Source organism: Bradyrhizobium sp. SZCCHNR1051 (assembly GCF_032489615.1).
GTDB lineage: Bacteria > Pseudomonadota > Alphaproteobacteria > Rhizobiales > Xanthobacteraceae > Bradyrhizobium.
In genome coordinates this window covers 121,224-136,536 of sequence record NZ_JAUEYJ010000002.1, presented here as the reverse complement: position 1 = coordinate 136,536, position 15,313 = coordinate 121,224, and the positions used below count along the sequence as shown (strand labels likewise).

Genomic DNA, 15,313 nt, shown 5'->3' with positions numbered 1-15,313 from the left:
CCTCTAGTGACGTCCACTAACGACATTCAGGAGGAGGCATTGATGATTATGATGATTGCGCGGAAGCTGGTTGGTCCCCATGCGCTCAATTCCGGATTCGGTCTGGTGACCATGTTCTCGTTGACGGGCGTGGTCGCTTCTCTCGTGCTGGTCCAGCACGGAGTGAATGTCAGCCCGCCCGCGATGTTCTGATCGGGCAGAAGAACGTAGCTCGCTCCATCCACCTCTGCCCGCGTAAGGCACGCTATGGCGCCAGCCTGCGCCCCATCGCCGCCCGGGAGTATGGGTCCCGGGTCGGCGCACGGACGTCGCTGTCGCGCTCAGTGAGTTGTAGGGACCGGAGCTCATGGACCTCCGTCCCAACCCCTGCCAGCAACCGGGAGGGGAGGGACCGCTCTCGCCGCAAGAGATCAGTCCCACGAGGCCCGTGGCTTCGTCGTGACGAAGGTGCGCAGCCTCACATCCTCACAGCGTCTTCAGATATTCGATGAGGTCCCAGCGCTCGTCCTCCGAGAACGCACCGCCAATGATGCCGTTCGGATAGTCCTTGTTGGGCTTCGTCGGACCTTCGAAGGAATGACCGAGTGTGCTGTTGCCCTTGATCGGCTTGCCGCTGGAATCCTTGGTCATGAACAGCGTCTGTCCGACCTTGCACGCGCTCTCGCCGCCCTTCGGCACGGCGAAGCCGACCGGCTTCGGGTCATAGTCGCGCGCGCCCTGGCAGAACGAGGTCGGCCGCTCGGCGGCCGGCGTCAGCAGCCAGTACAGCGACGGTACTGAGCCGTTGTGCAGATAGGGCGCAGTCGACCAGACGCCGTTGAGCGGGCGGGCGCGATAGGACTTGCCGGCCGGGTTGGGACAGTTCTTGCGGTCGCCCCACAGCGCGGCGCGCTCGGCCTCGCCGATGTTGCGGTCCTCCATCCATTTGTCGCTCGCCTTCTGCACGACGGCCATCAGCGCCAGCGCGTAGGGCATGTCGGTGGTCGAGCCCTGTGGCAGGTTGCAGCCCTTCAGATCCTTGGCCGGATCGACCTCGAGGAATCCTGCCACCTTGACCTTGCGGTTGGCGAGAATGCTCGCCTGTCCGGGGTCGGTCTGCATCGCGTCGACCGTCTTCTGCACGAGGTCGAGGATCGGACCCTTGGCATTCCAGCCCTTGCTCTCCCAATCCTCGGCGGGCTTGATCTTCCAGAAGCTCTTGTCCGGATAGGTCTTGTCGAACACGGGGTCGGCGACCGGCCCGAGATGGCACTCGACGCAAACAGCTGCATAGAGCTTCCGGCCGCGTTCGACGCGTGCCGGATCGATCTTCCAGGCGTCGTCGCCGGCGAACAGCTTCTCCGGCCATTTCGGCGAGGTCAGCCCGCCGAACGCGGGCGTCGTCGTCGCGAACGGATCGGGACCACGCAGCATGTTCTCGATGTAGAGCAGGTTATCGATCGCCATCGACGACCGCCACAGCCTGTCGCTCGCGGTCTCCGGCGAGAAGTTGATCTGTGCGGAGACGCCGAGCGCCTCGCCGGCATTGCGGATCAGGGGCTGTGCGATCGATCCGTCATATTGCGCCCAGGAGAACCACGGCACGGTCCAGATCGGCGGATAGGACACCGGCGCGTCGATGGCCTCTTGGTTGCCGAGCATGTTCGGCAGCCCGCTCGAGGCCATGTCGAGATAGAACACCTGGTTGCCGATGCGGTTGAGGGCATCGAGCCGGCCGAAGCCTTCCTCCGTTTCGGTCTGGCCCTTGGCCTCGATCGTGGTCTTGTAGTTCTTGGCCTGCATGTTGAGCGCGAAATCGGTCGCGGCCTTCAGGCCCTTCTTCAGGGTCTCGCGATCGGCGTCGGAGGCGTTCGGCCCGAGCACGCGATCGGCAAAGCGGGAGAAGCGGCCGGGCACGTATTGCGTGAAGATCATCGCAAAGCCCATGGCTTCTTCCAGCTTGCGCAGGTCGGCCATCCCGGGGCCGCCGTCGAAGCGCACGCTGACGCCCTTGTAGTGGATGCTGCCGGCGTGACAGGCCGCGCAGGTCAGGCCGATCTTGTCGGACTGCGCGGCGCCGGTGGCCGGATCGGTCGCGCCGGTGAGCCGGGCAAAGCCGACCGGCAGGCCGCCATCGTTGCCGGCCGGGGTCGGCTTCAGGCCGGACGGCAGCGGCGCTGCCGGCTCGGTCTTGGCAGCCGTGGCGGCGTAGCCGAACGGCCGGAGCGCGCTGGGGTCGCCGTCGACGCTCTTCGGGCTCGGGATGAAGCCGAACCGTTCGAGATAGGCGCTGTCGGAGATCAGGCCGGGCGTGCCGAACGGCGTCAGATAAGGCTGCTCTATCGCCATGAACCAGGCGTAGGGAATCGGAAAGGTCGCGGTGCCCTGCGTCACGTGGTGAAACCAGTGCCGGTCCTGCGTGGTCCAGCCCTGATCGAGCCAATAGGCCGCCTTGGTCGGCTCGGTCTCGGGCAAAGCGGGCGGAATCAACGCCGCGACCTTCTTCGGCAGAACCTTGCCGAGCTTGTCGCTGACGGCGTCGGGTGCGGCCACCCAGGCGAGCAACACGGCGGCGCCGGCCAGCACTGCCGTGCCGACGAGTGCCTTGCCGATGCGCCAGACGATGTTCGCGGGCTTGGGCTTGGCTGTCAGCCGTGCGGCGATACGCTGCGGCAGGCGGCGGTCGACGAACAGCGTGCGGACCTCGGCAACGGACAGATAGCGGCCGTCGCCCTCGCCTTTGCCGAGGATGTTCAGCAGCACTGGCCATTCGCCCTGCATCAGAATGGGGAAGTACCAGCGCGCCCGATCGCCGTCGCGCGTCAGATTGGCCTTCATGAAGGTCTGGATCTGCGCCTCGTTGAGGCCGCGCTCGGTGCCCCCATTGGGATCGGGATAGTCGCTGCCGAAGCTCGCGAACCGGTCGATCTCCTCGGGATGGACCTTGGCCTCGGCGTCGAGGATGCGCGATCCGCCGCCATGCTTGTCGAGCGGACCGTTGCGCAACTGGTCGAGATCGGCCCCGGACCACAGGCTCTTCAGGAGCCGCAGCGGCGACAGGCCGTTCGCGATCAGGGCAACGCCGAGGGTCTCGATGCCGACCAGCCGTTTCTTGAAGCCGGTCTCGCCGCTCGCCGCCTCGACCCGGTCGCCGATGGTTTTCAAGGGGACGCTGTGGCCGTCGACGAAGCCGCCGGCGACGAGCGCGCGCAGGAAGGGACACGGGTTATCGGACGAGACCGGAAGCTGTCCGGGCAGGGCGTCACGGACGCGGGCGCTGTCTTCTTGCATCGAAGAACATCCTTGGAAAGCACCTGAGTGATGAAAACGAAATCACGCCAACAAACGAGGGCGGCGCCGAATTGCGCCGAGGAACGGGCGGAGCCCCGCCATCTGAACGTTACAATGCAATCGTCAATGATTGGCGTAACCCGCCCAAGTGTCAACCTCAAGTCGCGATCGCGCTACTCGCCCGCGAATTTCGCCTTGGTGTCCACCAGGGTGAGCTTGGTCAGCGGCACGCCGGCCTTGGTGAGGCCGTCGCGATAATGCGCGATGTCGGCCGGATTGCGCCAGCGGATGTTGCTCAGGAGGCGCTCGATCGTCATCCACGGATGCTGGCTCAAAAGCGCCGCGACGGCCTCGCCGGCTTCGACCGAGCGTCCGAGCTGCGCCAGCGCGGCGGCGCGGATGGCGAGGCACTGCAGATGGTTCGGGTTCTGGTAGTGCGACTCCCGCGCCCAGGACAGCGAGGCGTCGTACTGGCCGAGCATGTAGTGGCTGAACGCGCTCAGCACCGACCATTGATAGCGCGGATCGCTGTTGCCGCGCTGGGCCGCGACCGAGAACAGCTCGATCGCCTGGCGGTGCTCGCCGGCGACGAGATGGCAGACGCCGAGCACGCCGCGCGCACCCATGTCGTAGGGATTGAGCTGCAGCGACTTGCGTGCCGCTTCCATCCCGGCTTCCACCCGACCCTGCATGGCGTGGACATAGGCCAGCAGCGAATAGGAGAAGGACGAGCGGGAATCGAGCCGGACGCCGGCCTCGGCGAGCGCCATTGCCTCGTCCCACAGCTCCCGCGAATTCCTGATCCAGCCGAAATGAATGCCCTGCAGCAGGATGGTGCCGAGATAGGTGTGGGCGATGGCGAGACCGGGGTCGATCCTGATCGCCTCGCGGAACAGCGCGATCGAACTCTCGTAGTCGGCCTTGGTCGGCTGGTAGTAGTGCGACAGCCCGCGCAGGAAGCGGTCCCACGCCGTGAGGTCGGTGGTCTTGGACCGCACCGGCACCGCCGCCTCGGCACGGTAGATCTCGGGGATCAGCGCGGTGCACAGATTGGCGGTAATGTCGTCCTGCACGGCGAACAGGTCGCCGATGTCGCGGTCGTAGCGGCCGGCCCACAGCTGCTCGCCGTTCTCCGGCGCGACCAGCTCGGCGGTCACCCTGATCTTGTCGCCGGAGCGCCGCACCGAGCCCTGGATCAGATAGGTCGCATCGATCTCGCGCGCGATCAGGCGGGCGCTCATGCCGGCATGCTTGAAGGCGAAGGTGGAGTTGCGGCTGAGCACGCGGAAGAAGGACTGCAGCGACAGCGCGTGGATGAGGTCTTCCGCCAGGCCGTCCGAGAAATATTCGTCGGTCTCGCCGCTGAGATTTGCGAACGGCAGCACGCCGACGATGGCGGTCCGGTATTGCGCCGGCAGGGTCGTGGCGGACCGCTGCTCGCGGGTCTTCTCCGGCGAGGACGGATCCCAGGTCCAGACGTTGATGGTGTCTTCGATGTTCTTGAAGCGGAACGGCCCGCGGTCGACGAAGGTGACCGTGAGGTGCTTGCTGGCTTCCTGGTAGGCCTTGTGGGAGACGGCAATTCCGCCGGGCGGTGCTGCGGCTTCAAGTCGCACAGCAGTGTTGACGCCGTCGCCGAATACCTCGTCCTCGTCGAAGATGACGTCGCCCATGTTGAGGCCGAGGCGAAACTGCATCACCCGGTCGGCCGGCAAATGAGCATTGCGCTCGGCCATCAGCTTCTGCACCTCGACCGAGGCCGCGATGGCGCCGACGACGCTCGGAAATTCCAGGAGAAATCCGTCCCCTGTGTACTTCACGATGCGGCCGCCGTGATTGAGGATGATCGGGTGGATGGCGCCGCGATGCGCCTTGAACGCGGCATGGGTTCCCGCCTCGTCGGCGCCCATCATCCGCGAGTAACCGACCACATCGGCACAGACAATCGCGGCCAGCCGTCTCTCCATTCCGTCTTTGCTCCTACTCAGGGCGATACCACGGCAACAGCAGTCGAATCCAATCAATTTGCGGAAGCAATGTGTAGGCCATGTGGCGGGCCGGCGACATGCGGCCCGATTGGCTCACGTCAGCCCGGCCCTGATCAGTCCGTCGCGGTAGTGGTCGATGTCGTCCCGGCGTTTCCACCGGATGTTCTTGATGTGGCGATCCAGCGTGAGCCAGGGATATTGCGCGCGCAGCGCGTCGACGGCGTCGCTCGCCTGGTCCGTCGCACCAAGTTGCGCCAGGGTTGCCGCGCGGATCGTCAGCGCCTGCAGATGGTTCGGGTAGAGAAACAGCTCCTCGCGGGCCCACGACAACGCGGCCTCATAACGGCCGAGCAGGTAGTGGCTGTAGGCGTTCAGCGCCGGCCATTGATAGCGCGGATCGCTGTTGCCGCGCTGGGCCGCGATCGAGAACAGATCGATGGCCTGCTGGTGCTCGCCGTTGACCATGTGGCAGAGCCCGAGCACGCCGCGCGCGCCCATGTCGTAGGCATTGAGCTCGGTCGCCTTGCGCGCCGCCTTCATGCCGTCCTCATGGGCGCCCTGCATGGCCTGCACGAAGGCCAGGATCGCATAGGCGAAGGAGGAGCGCGCGTCGAGCCGCACGCTGTCCAGCGCCAGGTTCTTCGCCTCGTCCCAGAGCTCGCGCGAGCCCTTGATCCAGCCGAAATTGATGCCCTGCATCAGAATGGTCGCGAGATAAGCGTGCGCGAGGCCGAGCGTGGGATCGAGCGCAATGGCTTGCCGAAACAGCGAGATGGAGATCTCGTAGTCGGCCTTGGTCGGTCGGTAGTAGTGCGACAGACCGCGCAGGAAGCGGTCCCAGGCGGTCGGGTCGGTCGCCGGCGCACGGACCGGAATCGAGGCTTCGACACGATAGATCTCCGGCATCAGCGCCGCGCACAGGCTGGTGGTGATCTCGTCCTGCATCGCGAACAGATCACCGACGTCGCCGTCATAGCGACCGGTCCACAATTGAGCGCCGGTCTCGGGCGCGATCAGCTCCGCCGTCACGCGGAGCTTGTGACCAGAGCGCCGCACCGTTCCCTGAATCAGGTAGGTCGCATCGATCTCGCGTGCGACCAGGCGGGGATTGAGGCCGCGGTCCCTGAAGCGAAACGTCGAGGTGCGGCTCAGGACACGGAAGAACGATTGCAGCGACAGCGCATGGATCAGGTCGTCCGCGAGCCCGTCGGCGAGATACTCGTCGGCGCCGTCGGAGAGGTTGACGAATGGCAGCACGCCGACGATCGCCGTGCGATATTGCGGCGGCAGGCCGGTGACGCTCGTCCCGGCCCGGATCGCCGCCTCGCTGCCGGGCTCCCATGTCCACGCCTGCACCGGCTCCTGCAGGTTCTTGAACTGGAAGCTTCCGGCGCTAGTCAGCTCGATGGGGAGTTGCGGGCCGGCCTCCTCATACGCCTTGGCCGAGACAGCAACACCGCCCGGGACGGCGATCGATTCGAGATTGATGGCGACATTGATGCCGTCGCCGAAGGCCTCGCCGTCGTCGATCGTGAACTCACCCTTATGAATTCCGAGCCGGAAGCGCATGTTGCGGTCGGCCGGCAGATCGGCGTTGCGCTCCGCCATCAGGGACTGCATCTCGACCCCGAACTGGATGGCGCTGGCGGCGTTGGCGAATTCCAGCAAAAAGCCATCGCCGGTGTGTTTGACGATGCGGCCGGCGTGATTGAGAATGATCGGGTGGATGGCGCCGCGATGAGCCTTGAAGGCGGCGTGCGTGCCGTCTTCGTCGATTCCCATCATGCGTGAATAGCCGGCGACGTCGGCGCAAAGGATGGCAGCGAGGCGTCTTTCCATCACATCGTGCTCCCGCCTCGCGCATACCACGACCGAGGCGGCCGAATCCAACGCTTTTCCGGACCCTATCGCGGCACCTTTGCCATGCGGCCCCGCGCCGGCCTCTGCGGTGCGAGACAGCAATGCCGAGGCCAGGTAGATGATTAGACCGGTATCGTTAGGAAATGTTCAATCATGCTCGGCATTCACGATCTGCCTTTGTTTCTCGTCTCCGGGCTGCTGCTCAACGTCACGCCGGGTCCCGACACCGCCTACATCGTTGGCCGCAGCGCGCAGATCGGCTGGCGCGGCGGGGCCGCTGCCGCTTTCGGCATCAGCACGGGGTGCCTCGTTCACGTGTTCGGAAGCGCGATCGGGCTGTCGGCGCTGCTCACGGCCTCCGCCGCGGCCTTCGCGGCGGTGAAATGGGCCGGTGCGGCCTATCTGGTCTATCTCGGCATCACGCAGCTTCTGGTGCGACGGCCGGACACCGCCAGGGCCAGTGATGCGACGTCGATGCCGGCGGTGACGCTCCGCCAGGTGTTCTGGCAGGGCGCGCTCACCAACATTCTCAATCCGAAGGTTGCGATGTTCTTTCTCGCCTTCCTGCCGCAATTCGTCGCAGCCGATGCACCGCACAAGGCGCTCGCCTTCCTGCTGCTCGGCACGATCTTCATCGTCAACAGCACGATCTGGTGCCTCGGCGTCGCCGTCGTCGCGGCCCGGGCTGCGCGCCGCGTGCGCGGCTCGTCCGCCGCGCTGCTCTGGCTCAACCGCGCGATCGGCGGGCTGCTGATCTATCTCGGCATCCGGATCGCGATGCTCGAGGCGCGCTGACCTACCAGAGCAACTCGACGACCGCCGTGCCGGCGAGATACAGGCCGAGCAGGATCATGGCGATCAGGAACACACGGCGGAACGCTTCGGCCGGCAGTCGGGATCGCGCCGCCTGGCCCGCGAACATGCCGACAAAGGCGCAGGCCATGGCGACCGCGCCGGGCAGGGCGGTGGCCGTGCTGAGCAGGCCGGAGCTCGTCAGGTTGAACGCCAACGTGACGGTGGCGACCGTGAAGAACACGCCGAGCGCCTGGACCAGCTCGTCCTTCTCCAGCCCGATCGCCTGCATGTACGGCACCGAGGGCACGACCTGCACGCCGGTGGCGGCCGAGATCAGCCCGGTGACGAGGCCGACGATGCCGCCGACCCATTTCTCGTGCGGGGGCGCGACCTTGAAGGCGAACTTGGTGAGGCCGAGCAGGGCATAGAGCATCAGCAGCACGCCGAGCGCGACGTTGCCCCAGCGCGTCGAGGCATGGCTGAGCGCGCCGGCGTTGAGGCAGATACCGATCGCGGTGCCCAGCATCAGCGGCCAGAGGCGCCTGGCGATATCGCGCAGATAAGGGCCGGCGAAGGTCTGCCAGATGTTGGTGATCGCTGCCGGCACGATGACGATGGCGAGCGCCCGGCCGGGCGGCATGGCGACCGCGAGCAGCCCGACCGAGATGGTCGGCAGGCCGAGGCCGAGCGCGCCCTTGACGAAGCCGGCCAAGGTGAGCGCCAGGGCGATGAAGATGAGGATGGGGTCGATCATGGTCGTCACATTGACCAGACCGCGCTGGCGGCACAATGTGGAGGTTACGGAGCAAGCCTTCGTCCAGGACTGAGGCAGGATGACCATGCGTTTCGATCTGGTCGATCTCAGGCTTTTCATTGCCGTGGCCGAGGCCCGCAGCATCACCGGCGGCGCCGACCGGGCGCATCTGGCGCTGGCCTCGGCGAGCGCGCGGATCAAGGGTCTGGAGGACGCGTTCGGCGTCGAGCTGTTCAAGCGCGGCCGGCGTGGCGTGGATCTGACCGCGGCGGGCGAGAGCCTGCTCGACCACGCCCGCATCATCATGGCCAATGTCGAGGCCATGCAAGGCGAGCTTTCGGGCTTCGCGTCCGGCCGCCGCGCCAATGTGCAGCTGCTCGCCAACACGGTCGGCCTCGCCGAGCATCTGCCCAAGGCGCTGGCCGCCTTCCTGCGCGAGCATCCCGACATCAACGTCGACGTCGAGGAGCGCGAAAGCACCGAGATCGCCGAGGCGATCGCGTCCGGCAGAGCGGATCTCGGCTTTGCGGCGGAGCATGCGTTGCCCGAGACGATCGAGCGCTTCGCCTTCGGCGAGGACCGGCTGATCCTGGTCGCCGGGCGGCGCAGCCCGTTCGCAGCCCGCCGGCAGATCGACTTCAGCGAGACCGCGGGGGAGGATTTCATCGGCCTCACGCAGGGGACGGCGCTCAACGTCCATATCGGCCGGCACGCCGCGCGGCTCGGCATCCGCCAGCACGTGCGGGCCAGGCTGCGCGATTTCGACGCGATCTGCCAGATGGTGGCGGCCGGGATCGGCATTGCCGTGGTGCCGGAAGCGGCGGCGCGGCGTTGCGCGCGGTCGATGCCGATCAGCCTCGTCGCGCTGCGCGACGCCTGGGCCGATCGCCGGCTCGTGATCTGCGCCCGCAGCTTCAAGGCGCTGCCGCGTCCCGCGAAGCTGCTCGTCGAGCATTTGCGCCGGGCCGCTGCATGAGACGTCCGGCGACAGGCCGGACGTCTCCGTTCAGTTCGAGGCGGAGCCAGGCCGGTGGAGGCGGGCTCAGCCCGCTGCCAGCCGCTTCAGCGCCGCTTCGTGGACGCGCTTGTCGCCGGCGGCGACGATCCGGCCGCCGTTCTGCGCCGGGCCGCCTTCCCAATCGGTGACGATGCCGCCGGCGCCGTTGATGATCGGGATCAGGGCGGCGATGTCATAGGGCTTGAGCTCGGTCTCGATGACGAGATCGAGATGGCCGGCGGCCAGCATGCAATAGGAGTAGCAGTCGCCGCCATAGCGCGACAGCCGGGTCTCGGCCTCGACCCGGCCAAAGGTGGCGCGATCGGCCTCGTTCATCAACAATGGGCTCGTCGTATAGCACACCGCGTCCGCGAGACGCTCGCAGCGCCGGACCGAGAGCCGGCGCTCGCCGCCGCCGTTCTTGTAGTTGGCGGAGCCGTTGTCGCCGGCGAAGCGCTCGCCGATGAAAGGCTGGTGCATCATGCCGAACACCGGCGTGCCCTTGTGCAGCAACGCGATCAGCGTGCCCCAGGTCGGAAAACCGGCGATGAAGGACTTCGTGCCGTCGATCGGATCGAGCACCCAGACGTAATCGGCGTCCTCGCGCTCATTGCCGAACTCCTCGCCGACGATGCCGTGCTGAGGAAAGTTCGCCTTGATCAGGCGGCGCATCACCGCCTCGGCGGCGCGGTCGGCCTCCGTCACCGGATCGAAATCGTGCCGGCTGCTCTTGTTGTCGACCAGCAGCGAGGTCCGGAAGAACGGCAGGATGGTTTCGCCCGACGCGGTCGCCAGACGACCGATGAAGGCGGAGAAATCGATGACCGTCACAACGCGTCCTTGGGTGAGGGAATCGGGTGGCAATGAGCGGCTATGCCTAGCTCAAAGCGGTCCGGCGTGCATCCGGATATGGAACGCTGGCGTGGCATCTTGGATACCGTTTGGTGTCCGGCCCGCTGGCCGGGCGCGATTGATCCGTCGCTGGCCTCTCATGCGAAAGTGAAAGCGAAACCCGCGGTCCCTCTCGAGTCGTTTGGAATCTCCAATCAAGCCATTGACATCTATGATGAAAAAGAGAGGGCTGGGTCGCGCTGAACGCAACCCGGCCTATGTTTTTTTGCATGGAGAAGGGCGGAAAAACCCTTGCGCTTTGTGCAGCGCGATTGCATATTGTTGCGGTGCGGTAGCGCTTCGCGTTATCGCTGCCCTCCTTGGGCGTTTCCTCCCTAGACTTGGGCCGCTTGTCATTCAAGCGGCCCTTTTTTTTGTGCCGACGCCACCCGCCGAAATCCCTCGTACCGAAAGCGCAGCCGGTCTATTCCGCCGCCGCCTGGAACGGCCCGAGGTCGCCGAGCGGCACCGTCGCCAGCACCTCGGCGAGCACGGCGAGATCGGAAGCGACCTGCGCGAAACGCGGTCCGCGCTCCCTGCGGCGCTCGTCCATGTAGACCGCGCGATTGAGCTCGATCTGGATCGCATGCAAGCCCGTGGCCGGATTGCCGTAATGCTCGGTGATGAAGCCGCCGGCATAGGGCTTGTTGCGGCCGACGGAATAGCCGAGCCGGCCGAGCACGTCCTCGACCAGGTCCGGCAGCAGCGACGCGCAGCTCGTGCCGTAGCGGTCGCCAATCACCATGTCGGGCCGGCGCGGCTCGTCGCGCGAGACGCCGACCGACGGCATCGAATGACAGTCGACCAGGACGACCGTGCCGAACTGCTGGTGCACGCGGTTGATCAGCCGGCGCAGCGCGCGGTGATACGGCTTGTACAGCGTCTCGATGCGGTGCAGCGCCTCGTCGACGCTCAGCCGGTCGCGATAGATCTCCTGGCCGTCGCCGACCACGCGCGGGATCGTGCCGAGGCCGCCGGCCACCCGCATCGAGCGGGTGTTGGCAAAGCTCGGCAGCCGCCCGGTGAACATCCGCGGATCGAGCTCATAGGGCTCGCGATTGACGTCGACATAGCAGCGCGGGAAATGCACCCGGACCACCGGAAACCCGCGCGACAGGAGGTCGCCGATCAATTCGTCCATGAACGAATCTTCGGAGCGCCGCAGCGACGGCAGATCGATGCGCGAGGCCTGGAGGAAATCGTCGGGGTAGGCCGATCCGGAGTGAGGGGAATTGAAGATGATGGGCGCGCGCCATTCGGTCGGCTCCATGATCTCGAACGGCGGCAATTCGCCATCAAAGTCCGTCATCTCTGGGCGCCGTCCCCTTGGTCACGTGCGTCGATGTCACGTCCGTTGATGCGCCGGTATCCTCCGGCCGATTCGCGCTGGACAACGCAGGCACTGCTCTTGCCAACGCACATCTTCGATAATCCGAGCCGTTCTGCCAAGCGAAAAGCAATGAAAAAGTTCACCCGCCGTTTGGAACAACTCTGAGCTGGCGTGCTGTTTCGGTCGAAGACCGCACCTTCAGCCCTCAAATTGCCTTGCCGATGTCGGATCAAAAGGCGCAATCTTTCACCCGAAATTTACCGCCCGTCAGGCTTAGTGGCGGCAACGCTCCGCCTCTCACCCGGACCAGACAACCCCTCGCCATGCACAAAATCCTGCTCGCCGAAGACGACAACGACATGCGCCGCTTCCTGGTCAAGGCATTGGAAAATGCCGGGTTCCAGGTCTCGCCCCACGACAATGGCATGTCGGCCTACCAGCGGCTGCGCGAGGAGCCGTTCGAGATGCTGCTCACCGACATCGTGATGCCGGAGATGGACGGCATCGAGCTGGCGCGCCGCGCCTCCGAGCTCGATCCGGACATCAAGATCATGTTCATCACCGGCTTCGCCGCGGTCGCGCTGAACTCCGATTCGGAGGCGCCCAAGAACGCCAAGGTGCTGTCCAAGCCGGTGCACCTCCGCGAGCTCGTCAGCGAGGTCAACAAGATGCTGGCGGCCTGAGCCGCCGGGGACGGACGTCCGGAACTGGCGGATTATTCCCAATTTCGGCATTTTGCGTCCTTGCCTGCCTGCGTGGGAGCCGATATAGGGACGCCCACCCGAACGGACTTCTGGACTAGGGCACGTAGCTCAGCGGGAGAGCACTACCTTGACATGGTAGGGGTCACAGGTTCGATCCCTGTCGTGCCCACCATCGGCCGATCCGGCCGGTGACCCAACCTCGGTCCATTCCCCGACCTTCGAAGAACCAGGCACCGAGATCCAGGCGCTGACATTGTCGGCACGTGCGATTTTCCGGTGCACGGAGGCGCACCTGCGCCGAACGCGAGGCCTGCAGAGCGGCATGCCGATGGACGGTCCGGTGCTGGCCGATTTGGCGAACTTGACGTTGTCGACATGATCAAAGGACATGGCTTCGCTGTCTCGCGGCGCGCTGTCGCGTCCGAGGCTTGCTGATCGATCGCCCTCTTCGAGAAGAGGGCGCGGGGAATGCCGGGCGCTGGCCGCACCCATGGCCCGCCTGCAGAAAAAAAGCAGGCGGCAGTCACCACAGGTTCAGCCGAGAACACCCGGCATTCCCCGCGCGATGGTTTTGACGGCTGCTTCGCGATCTCCCCGGTGCGCCGGGCTTTCTGGCCACCGTATCGCACAACGTGCTTGCGCACGTTGCGCTGGACATCAGCATCGGGATGCCAGGACCACGCGACTTGACCGTGCGCATCAACGTCGTTCGTCGGCGCGGCTCAGCCACGCTGCAACATCGACACGCCCACCGCATCCCGCCTCGACGTTCGTGACGACCGCGAAGCGCCCCTCTTGTGAGACGGGACGGACGAGAGGAAAGCACGATTTCTGGAAAAAAGAAACAGAAATCTTCTTGCTCGAATGGCCGGCGAGGGCGATGTGTTTGAACCGGCGCGCGAAATGAGTTTTTCGGCGCATGCGGTTGGGGCCGCAATCGACCTCGAGCCCGCGGGGATGAGCCGGCACATCGCGCCTCGTGCAGGCTGCTTGCGCGGCAGCGATTTGCCCGGCGGGCCGGGCCACTCGATCTTTCGCCGACGGGTCGTGAGTTCGAAGAGACTGGCCGACGGCCGAACGGACCATTCACCGCGCTGCCTTCAAACCATCGGCGACTTCATCGATCGATGGTCCTGAGGCCGAAAAGCAAGCAGGCTGACGAGAGCGAGCCCCCAAACGCCAACCCCACCGTAAAGCATCACCCATCCAAAGCCTTGGACAAGCGCCTGATGGACGAGCGACTCCGACAGCTCTGGAACGGAAACAAGACTTCCTGCGGCGATCCTCTCGGCGAAGAAGCGCAGATGCGCGGCGTCCAATGAATCCGGCAGCGCATTTTTGAGGTGTGCCAGCACGCCGCTGATCAAGATGAAACCCATCACCGCGATATTGATCGCCAGTGAGATCATCCGGGCGCTCATGTCGATGCCGGACGCCATACCGGCACGATCGCTCGAAACCGCACCCGTTGTCGTATTGGTAACAGGGGTGTTGGTCAGGCCGAGGCCGATCCCGGCGAACAGCGACCCGGGCAGCATCGTCAGCCAGCTTGCCTGCGCGGCGGCGCTACCAAATTTCATCAGAATGAAGCCCAGACCGATCATGAACAGGCCAACGGGAATGACGAAACCGGGCTGATAGCGTAGCGAAAGCCGCTCCGCCAGCGGCGGCACGACGAGCGTCGGAAGGGTGTAGGCAAGCAATGCGAGACCAGCAGAGACACTGTCGTAGCCGAGGCCCGCCTGAAACCAGATCGGCAAATAGATCATGAAGGGCCAGAAGCTGAAGTTCATCGCGGCCGAGCCGATGATTGCGCCGGAAAAAGCGCGGATGCGGAATACCGAGAAGTCGAACATCGGTCGCGGGCTGAACCTTTCGGCGATGATGAAAGCGATGAAGCTCGCGATCGCAACGCCAATGACGCCCAGGGCGGTCGGGCTGGTGAAGCCAAGATCCGGTCCCTGCGTGATGAAGAAAGCGAGACAGAAGACCGACAACGACAGTGTGATGATGCCCGCAACGTCGAGACTGCCGGCCTCAGAGTCCTTCGATTCCTGAACGCCGCTGAGGGTGAGCATCAGTGTCAGGATCGCAAACGCGACATGGACGAAGAACACCCACTCCCAGCTCGAGACCGCGACGATCGCGCCGCCGATGACCGGACCGAAGCCGAGACCAATGCCGAAGATGATCCCCCACCAGCCGAAGGCGATGGCGCGCTGCCGTCCTTCCTGGAATTGATGAGAAAGGATGGCGATCTGACAGATCAGCATCGCGCCGCCGCTGAGGCCCTGGAGAAATCGGGCGCCGATCAGCACCGAGACGTTCTCGGTCACGCCGCAGACAAGCGACGTCACGCCGAACGCGGCGATAGAGACCATGAAGATGCGCTTGCGCCCATAGCGGTCGGCCAGCGTCCCGGTCGCCATCAGAACGGTCGTCACCGCGATCGTATAGGCGTTCATGATCCATTGGAGTTGCTTGAAATCGGCGCGCAGCACCTGCTCCAGCGTCGGCAGGATTGCGGGGATGCTGGAAATCTCCAGGCCGAACATGAGGGACGAGAGGCAGGCGGCGGCCAAGGCGATTGTACTTCGGCGTGTCAGTGCAGGGGTCATGATTCGGCCTTCCGACGTTGTGGTCGGCAATGGTGGAGTCCAGCGGTGATGAGAGGCGGCGCAACTCGGTTCGCGTGTTGCGGTGGGACGCAACATAGTCGGGACT

Annotated in this window: 12 protein-coding genes and 1 tRNA gene; 5 read left to right on the top strand and 8 right to left on the bottom strand. The window is 65.2% G+C overall.

Annotated features, from left to right (window positions below; translation table 11 throughout):
- Positions 1-42: 42 nt before the first annotated feature.
- Positions 43-192, top strand: coding sequence for a hypothetical protein (locus QW868_RS02610; protein WP_315759439.1), 150 nt, complete (start codon positions 43-45; stop codon positions 190-192).
- 273 nt (positions 193-465) lie between these two features.
- On the opposite strand, the gene QW868_RS02605 is transcribed toward QW868_RS02610, so the two are convergent.
- The 3 genes from QW868_RS02605 to QW868_RS02595 form a co-directional block, all read right to left on the bottom strand.
- Positions 466-3,270 carry a di-heme-cytochrome C peroxidase gene (locus tag QW868_RS02605; RefSeq protein WP_316229851.1) on the bottom strand — a complete coding sequence of 935 codons (2,805 nt, stop codon included), beginning with the start codon at positions 3,268-3,270 and terminating at the stop codon, positions 466-468.
- Positions 3,271-3,443: 173 nt separating this feature from the next.
- Positions 3,444-5,237 carry an adenylate/guanylate cyclase domain-containing protein gene (locus QW868_RS02600; RefSeq protein ID WP_315795953.1) on the bottom strand — a complete coding sequence of 598 codons (1,794 nt, stop codon included), beginning with the start codon at positions 5,235-5,237 and terminating at the stop codon, positions 3,444-3,446.
- 114 nt (positions 5,238-5,351) lie between these two features.
- Positions 5,352-7,097 (bottom strand): adenylate/guanylate cyclase domain-containing protein, encoded by a 1,746-nt coding sequence (locus QW868_RS02595; protein WP_316160599.1) that lies wholly within the window; start codon positions 7,095-7,097, stop codon positions 5,352-5,354.
- Positions 7,098-7,271: 174 nt separating this feature from the next.
- Here QW868_RS02595 and QW868_RS02590 point away from each other — a divergent pair, with 174 nt between their 5' ends.
- The gene (locus tag QW868_RS02590; RefSeq protein WP_316229850.1) at positions 7,272-7,913 is read left to right on the top strand and encodes a LysE family translocator; all 642 of its coding nucleotides are present in this window, start codon (positions 7,272-7,274) and stop codon (positions 7,911-7,913) included.
- 1 nt (position 7,914) lies between these two features.
- On the opposite strand, the gene QW868_RS02585 is transcribed toward QW868_RS02590, so the two are convergent.
- A complete protein-coding gene (locus QW868_RS02585) occupies positions 7,915-8,667 on the bottom strand; it encodes a sulfite exporter TauE/SafE family protein (RefSeq protein WP_316229849.1) in 753 nt (250 codons plus the stop codon).
- An 85-nt stretch (positions 8,668-8,752) separates the two neighbouring features.
- On the opposite strand from QW868_RS02585, the gene QW868_RS02580 reads away from it, so the two are divergent.
- Positions 8,753-9,643, top strand: coding sequence for a LysR substrate-binding domain-containing protein (locus QW868_RS02580; RefSeq protein ID WP_315737053.1), 891 nt, complete (start codon positions 8,753-8,755; stop codon positions 9,641-9,643).
- Between the two features lie 66 nt (positions 9,644-9,709).
- Here the strand turns inward: QW868_RS02580 and hisN are convergent, their stop codons facing one another.
- Both hisN and QW868_RS02570 read right to left on the bottom strand, forming a co-directional pair.
- Positions 9,710-10,495, bottom strand: coding sequence for a histidinol-phosphatase (hisN, locus tag QW868_RS02575; RefSeq protein ID WP_315795959.1), 786 nt, complete (start codon positions 10,493-10,495; stop codon positions 9,710-9,712).
- 484 nt (positions 10,496-10,979) lie between these two features.
- Entirely contained in the window at positions 10,980-11,864 is an 885-nt protein-coding gene (locus QW868_RS02570; protein WP_315736485.1) for an N-formylglutamate amidohydrolase, read from the bottom strand.
- Positions 11,865-12,208: 344 nt separating this feature from the next.
- On the opposite strand from QW868_RS02570, the gene cpdR reads away from it, so the two are divergent.
- Both cpdR and QW868_RS02560 read left to right on the top strand, forming a co-directional pair.
- A complete protein-coding gene (cpdR, locus tag QW868_RS02565) occupies positions 12,209-12,568 on the top strand; it encodes a cell cycle two-component system response regulator CpdR (protein WP_006610087.1) in 360 nt (119 codons plus the stop codon).
- Between the two features lie 118 nt (positions 12,569-12,686).
- Positions 12,687-12,761: transfer RNA gene (locus QW868_RS02560), tRNA-Val, on the top strand.
- 527 nt (positions 12,762-13,288) lie between these two features.
- Here the strand turns inward: QW868_RS02560 and QW868_RS02555 are convergent.
- Both QW868_RS02555 and QW868_RS02550 read right to left on the bottom strand, forming a co-directional pair.
- Positions 13,289-13,675: a hypothetical protein gene (locus tag QW868_RS02555; protein WP_315736486.1), complete on the bottom strand. Its 387-nt coding sequence runs from the start codon at positions 13,673-13,675 to the stop codon at positions 13,289-13,291.
- 14 nt (positions 13,676-13,689) lie between these two features.
- The gene (locus QW868_RS02550; RefSeq protein WP_315736487.1) at positions 13,690-15,207 is read right to left on the bottom strand and encodes an MFS transporter; all 1,518 of its coding nucleotides are present in this window, start codon (positions 15,205-15,207) and stop codon (positions 13,690-13,692) included.
- Between the last annotated feature and the right edge of the window lie 106 nt (positions 15,208-15,313).

Coding starts and splice junctions, on each gene's coding strand:
- QW868_RS02610 (WP_315759439.1), top strand. CDS start 43: ATGATTATGATGATTGCGCGGAAGCTGGTTGGTCCCCATGCGCTCAAT.
- QW868_RS02605 (WP_316229851.1), bottom strand. CDS start 3,270: ATGCAAGAAGACAGCGCCCGCGTCCGTGACGCCCTGCCCGGACAGCTT.
- QW868_RS02600 (WP_315795953.1), bottom strand. CDS start 5,237: ATGGAGAGACGGCTGGCCGCGATTGTCTGTGCCGATGTGGTCGGTTAC.
- QW868_RS02595 (WP_316160599.1), bottom strand. CDS start 7,097: ATGGAAAGACGCCTCGCTGCCATCCTTTGCGCCGACGTCGCCGGCTAT.
- QW868_RS02590 (WP_316229850.1), top strand. CDS start 7,272: ATGCTCGGCATTCACGATCTGCCTTTGTTTCTCGTCTCCGGGCTGCTG.
- QW868_RS02585 (WP_316229849.1), bottom strand. CDS start 8,667: ATGATCGACCCCATCCTCATCTTCATCGCCCTGGCGCTCACCTTGGCC.
- QW868_RS02580 (WP_315737053.1), top strand. CDS start 8,753: ATGCGTTTCGATCTGGTCGATCTCAGGCTTTTCATTGCCGTGGCCGAG.
- QW868_RS02570 (WP_315736485.1), bottom strand. CDS start 11,864: ATGACGGACTTTGATGGCGAATTGCCGCCGTTCGAGATCATGGAGCCG.
- cpdR (WP_006610087.1), top strand. CDS start 12,209: ATGCACAAAATCCTGCTCGCCGAAGACGACAACGACATGCGCCGCTTC.
- QW868_RS02555 (WP_315736486.1), bottom strand. CDS start 13,675: ATGGTCCGTTCGGCCGTCGGCCAGTCTCTTCGAACTCACGACCCGTCG.
- QW868_RS02550 (WP_315736487.1), bottom strand. CDS start 15,207: ATGACCCCTGCACTGACACGCCGAAGTACAATCGCCTTGGCCGCCGCC.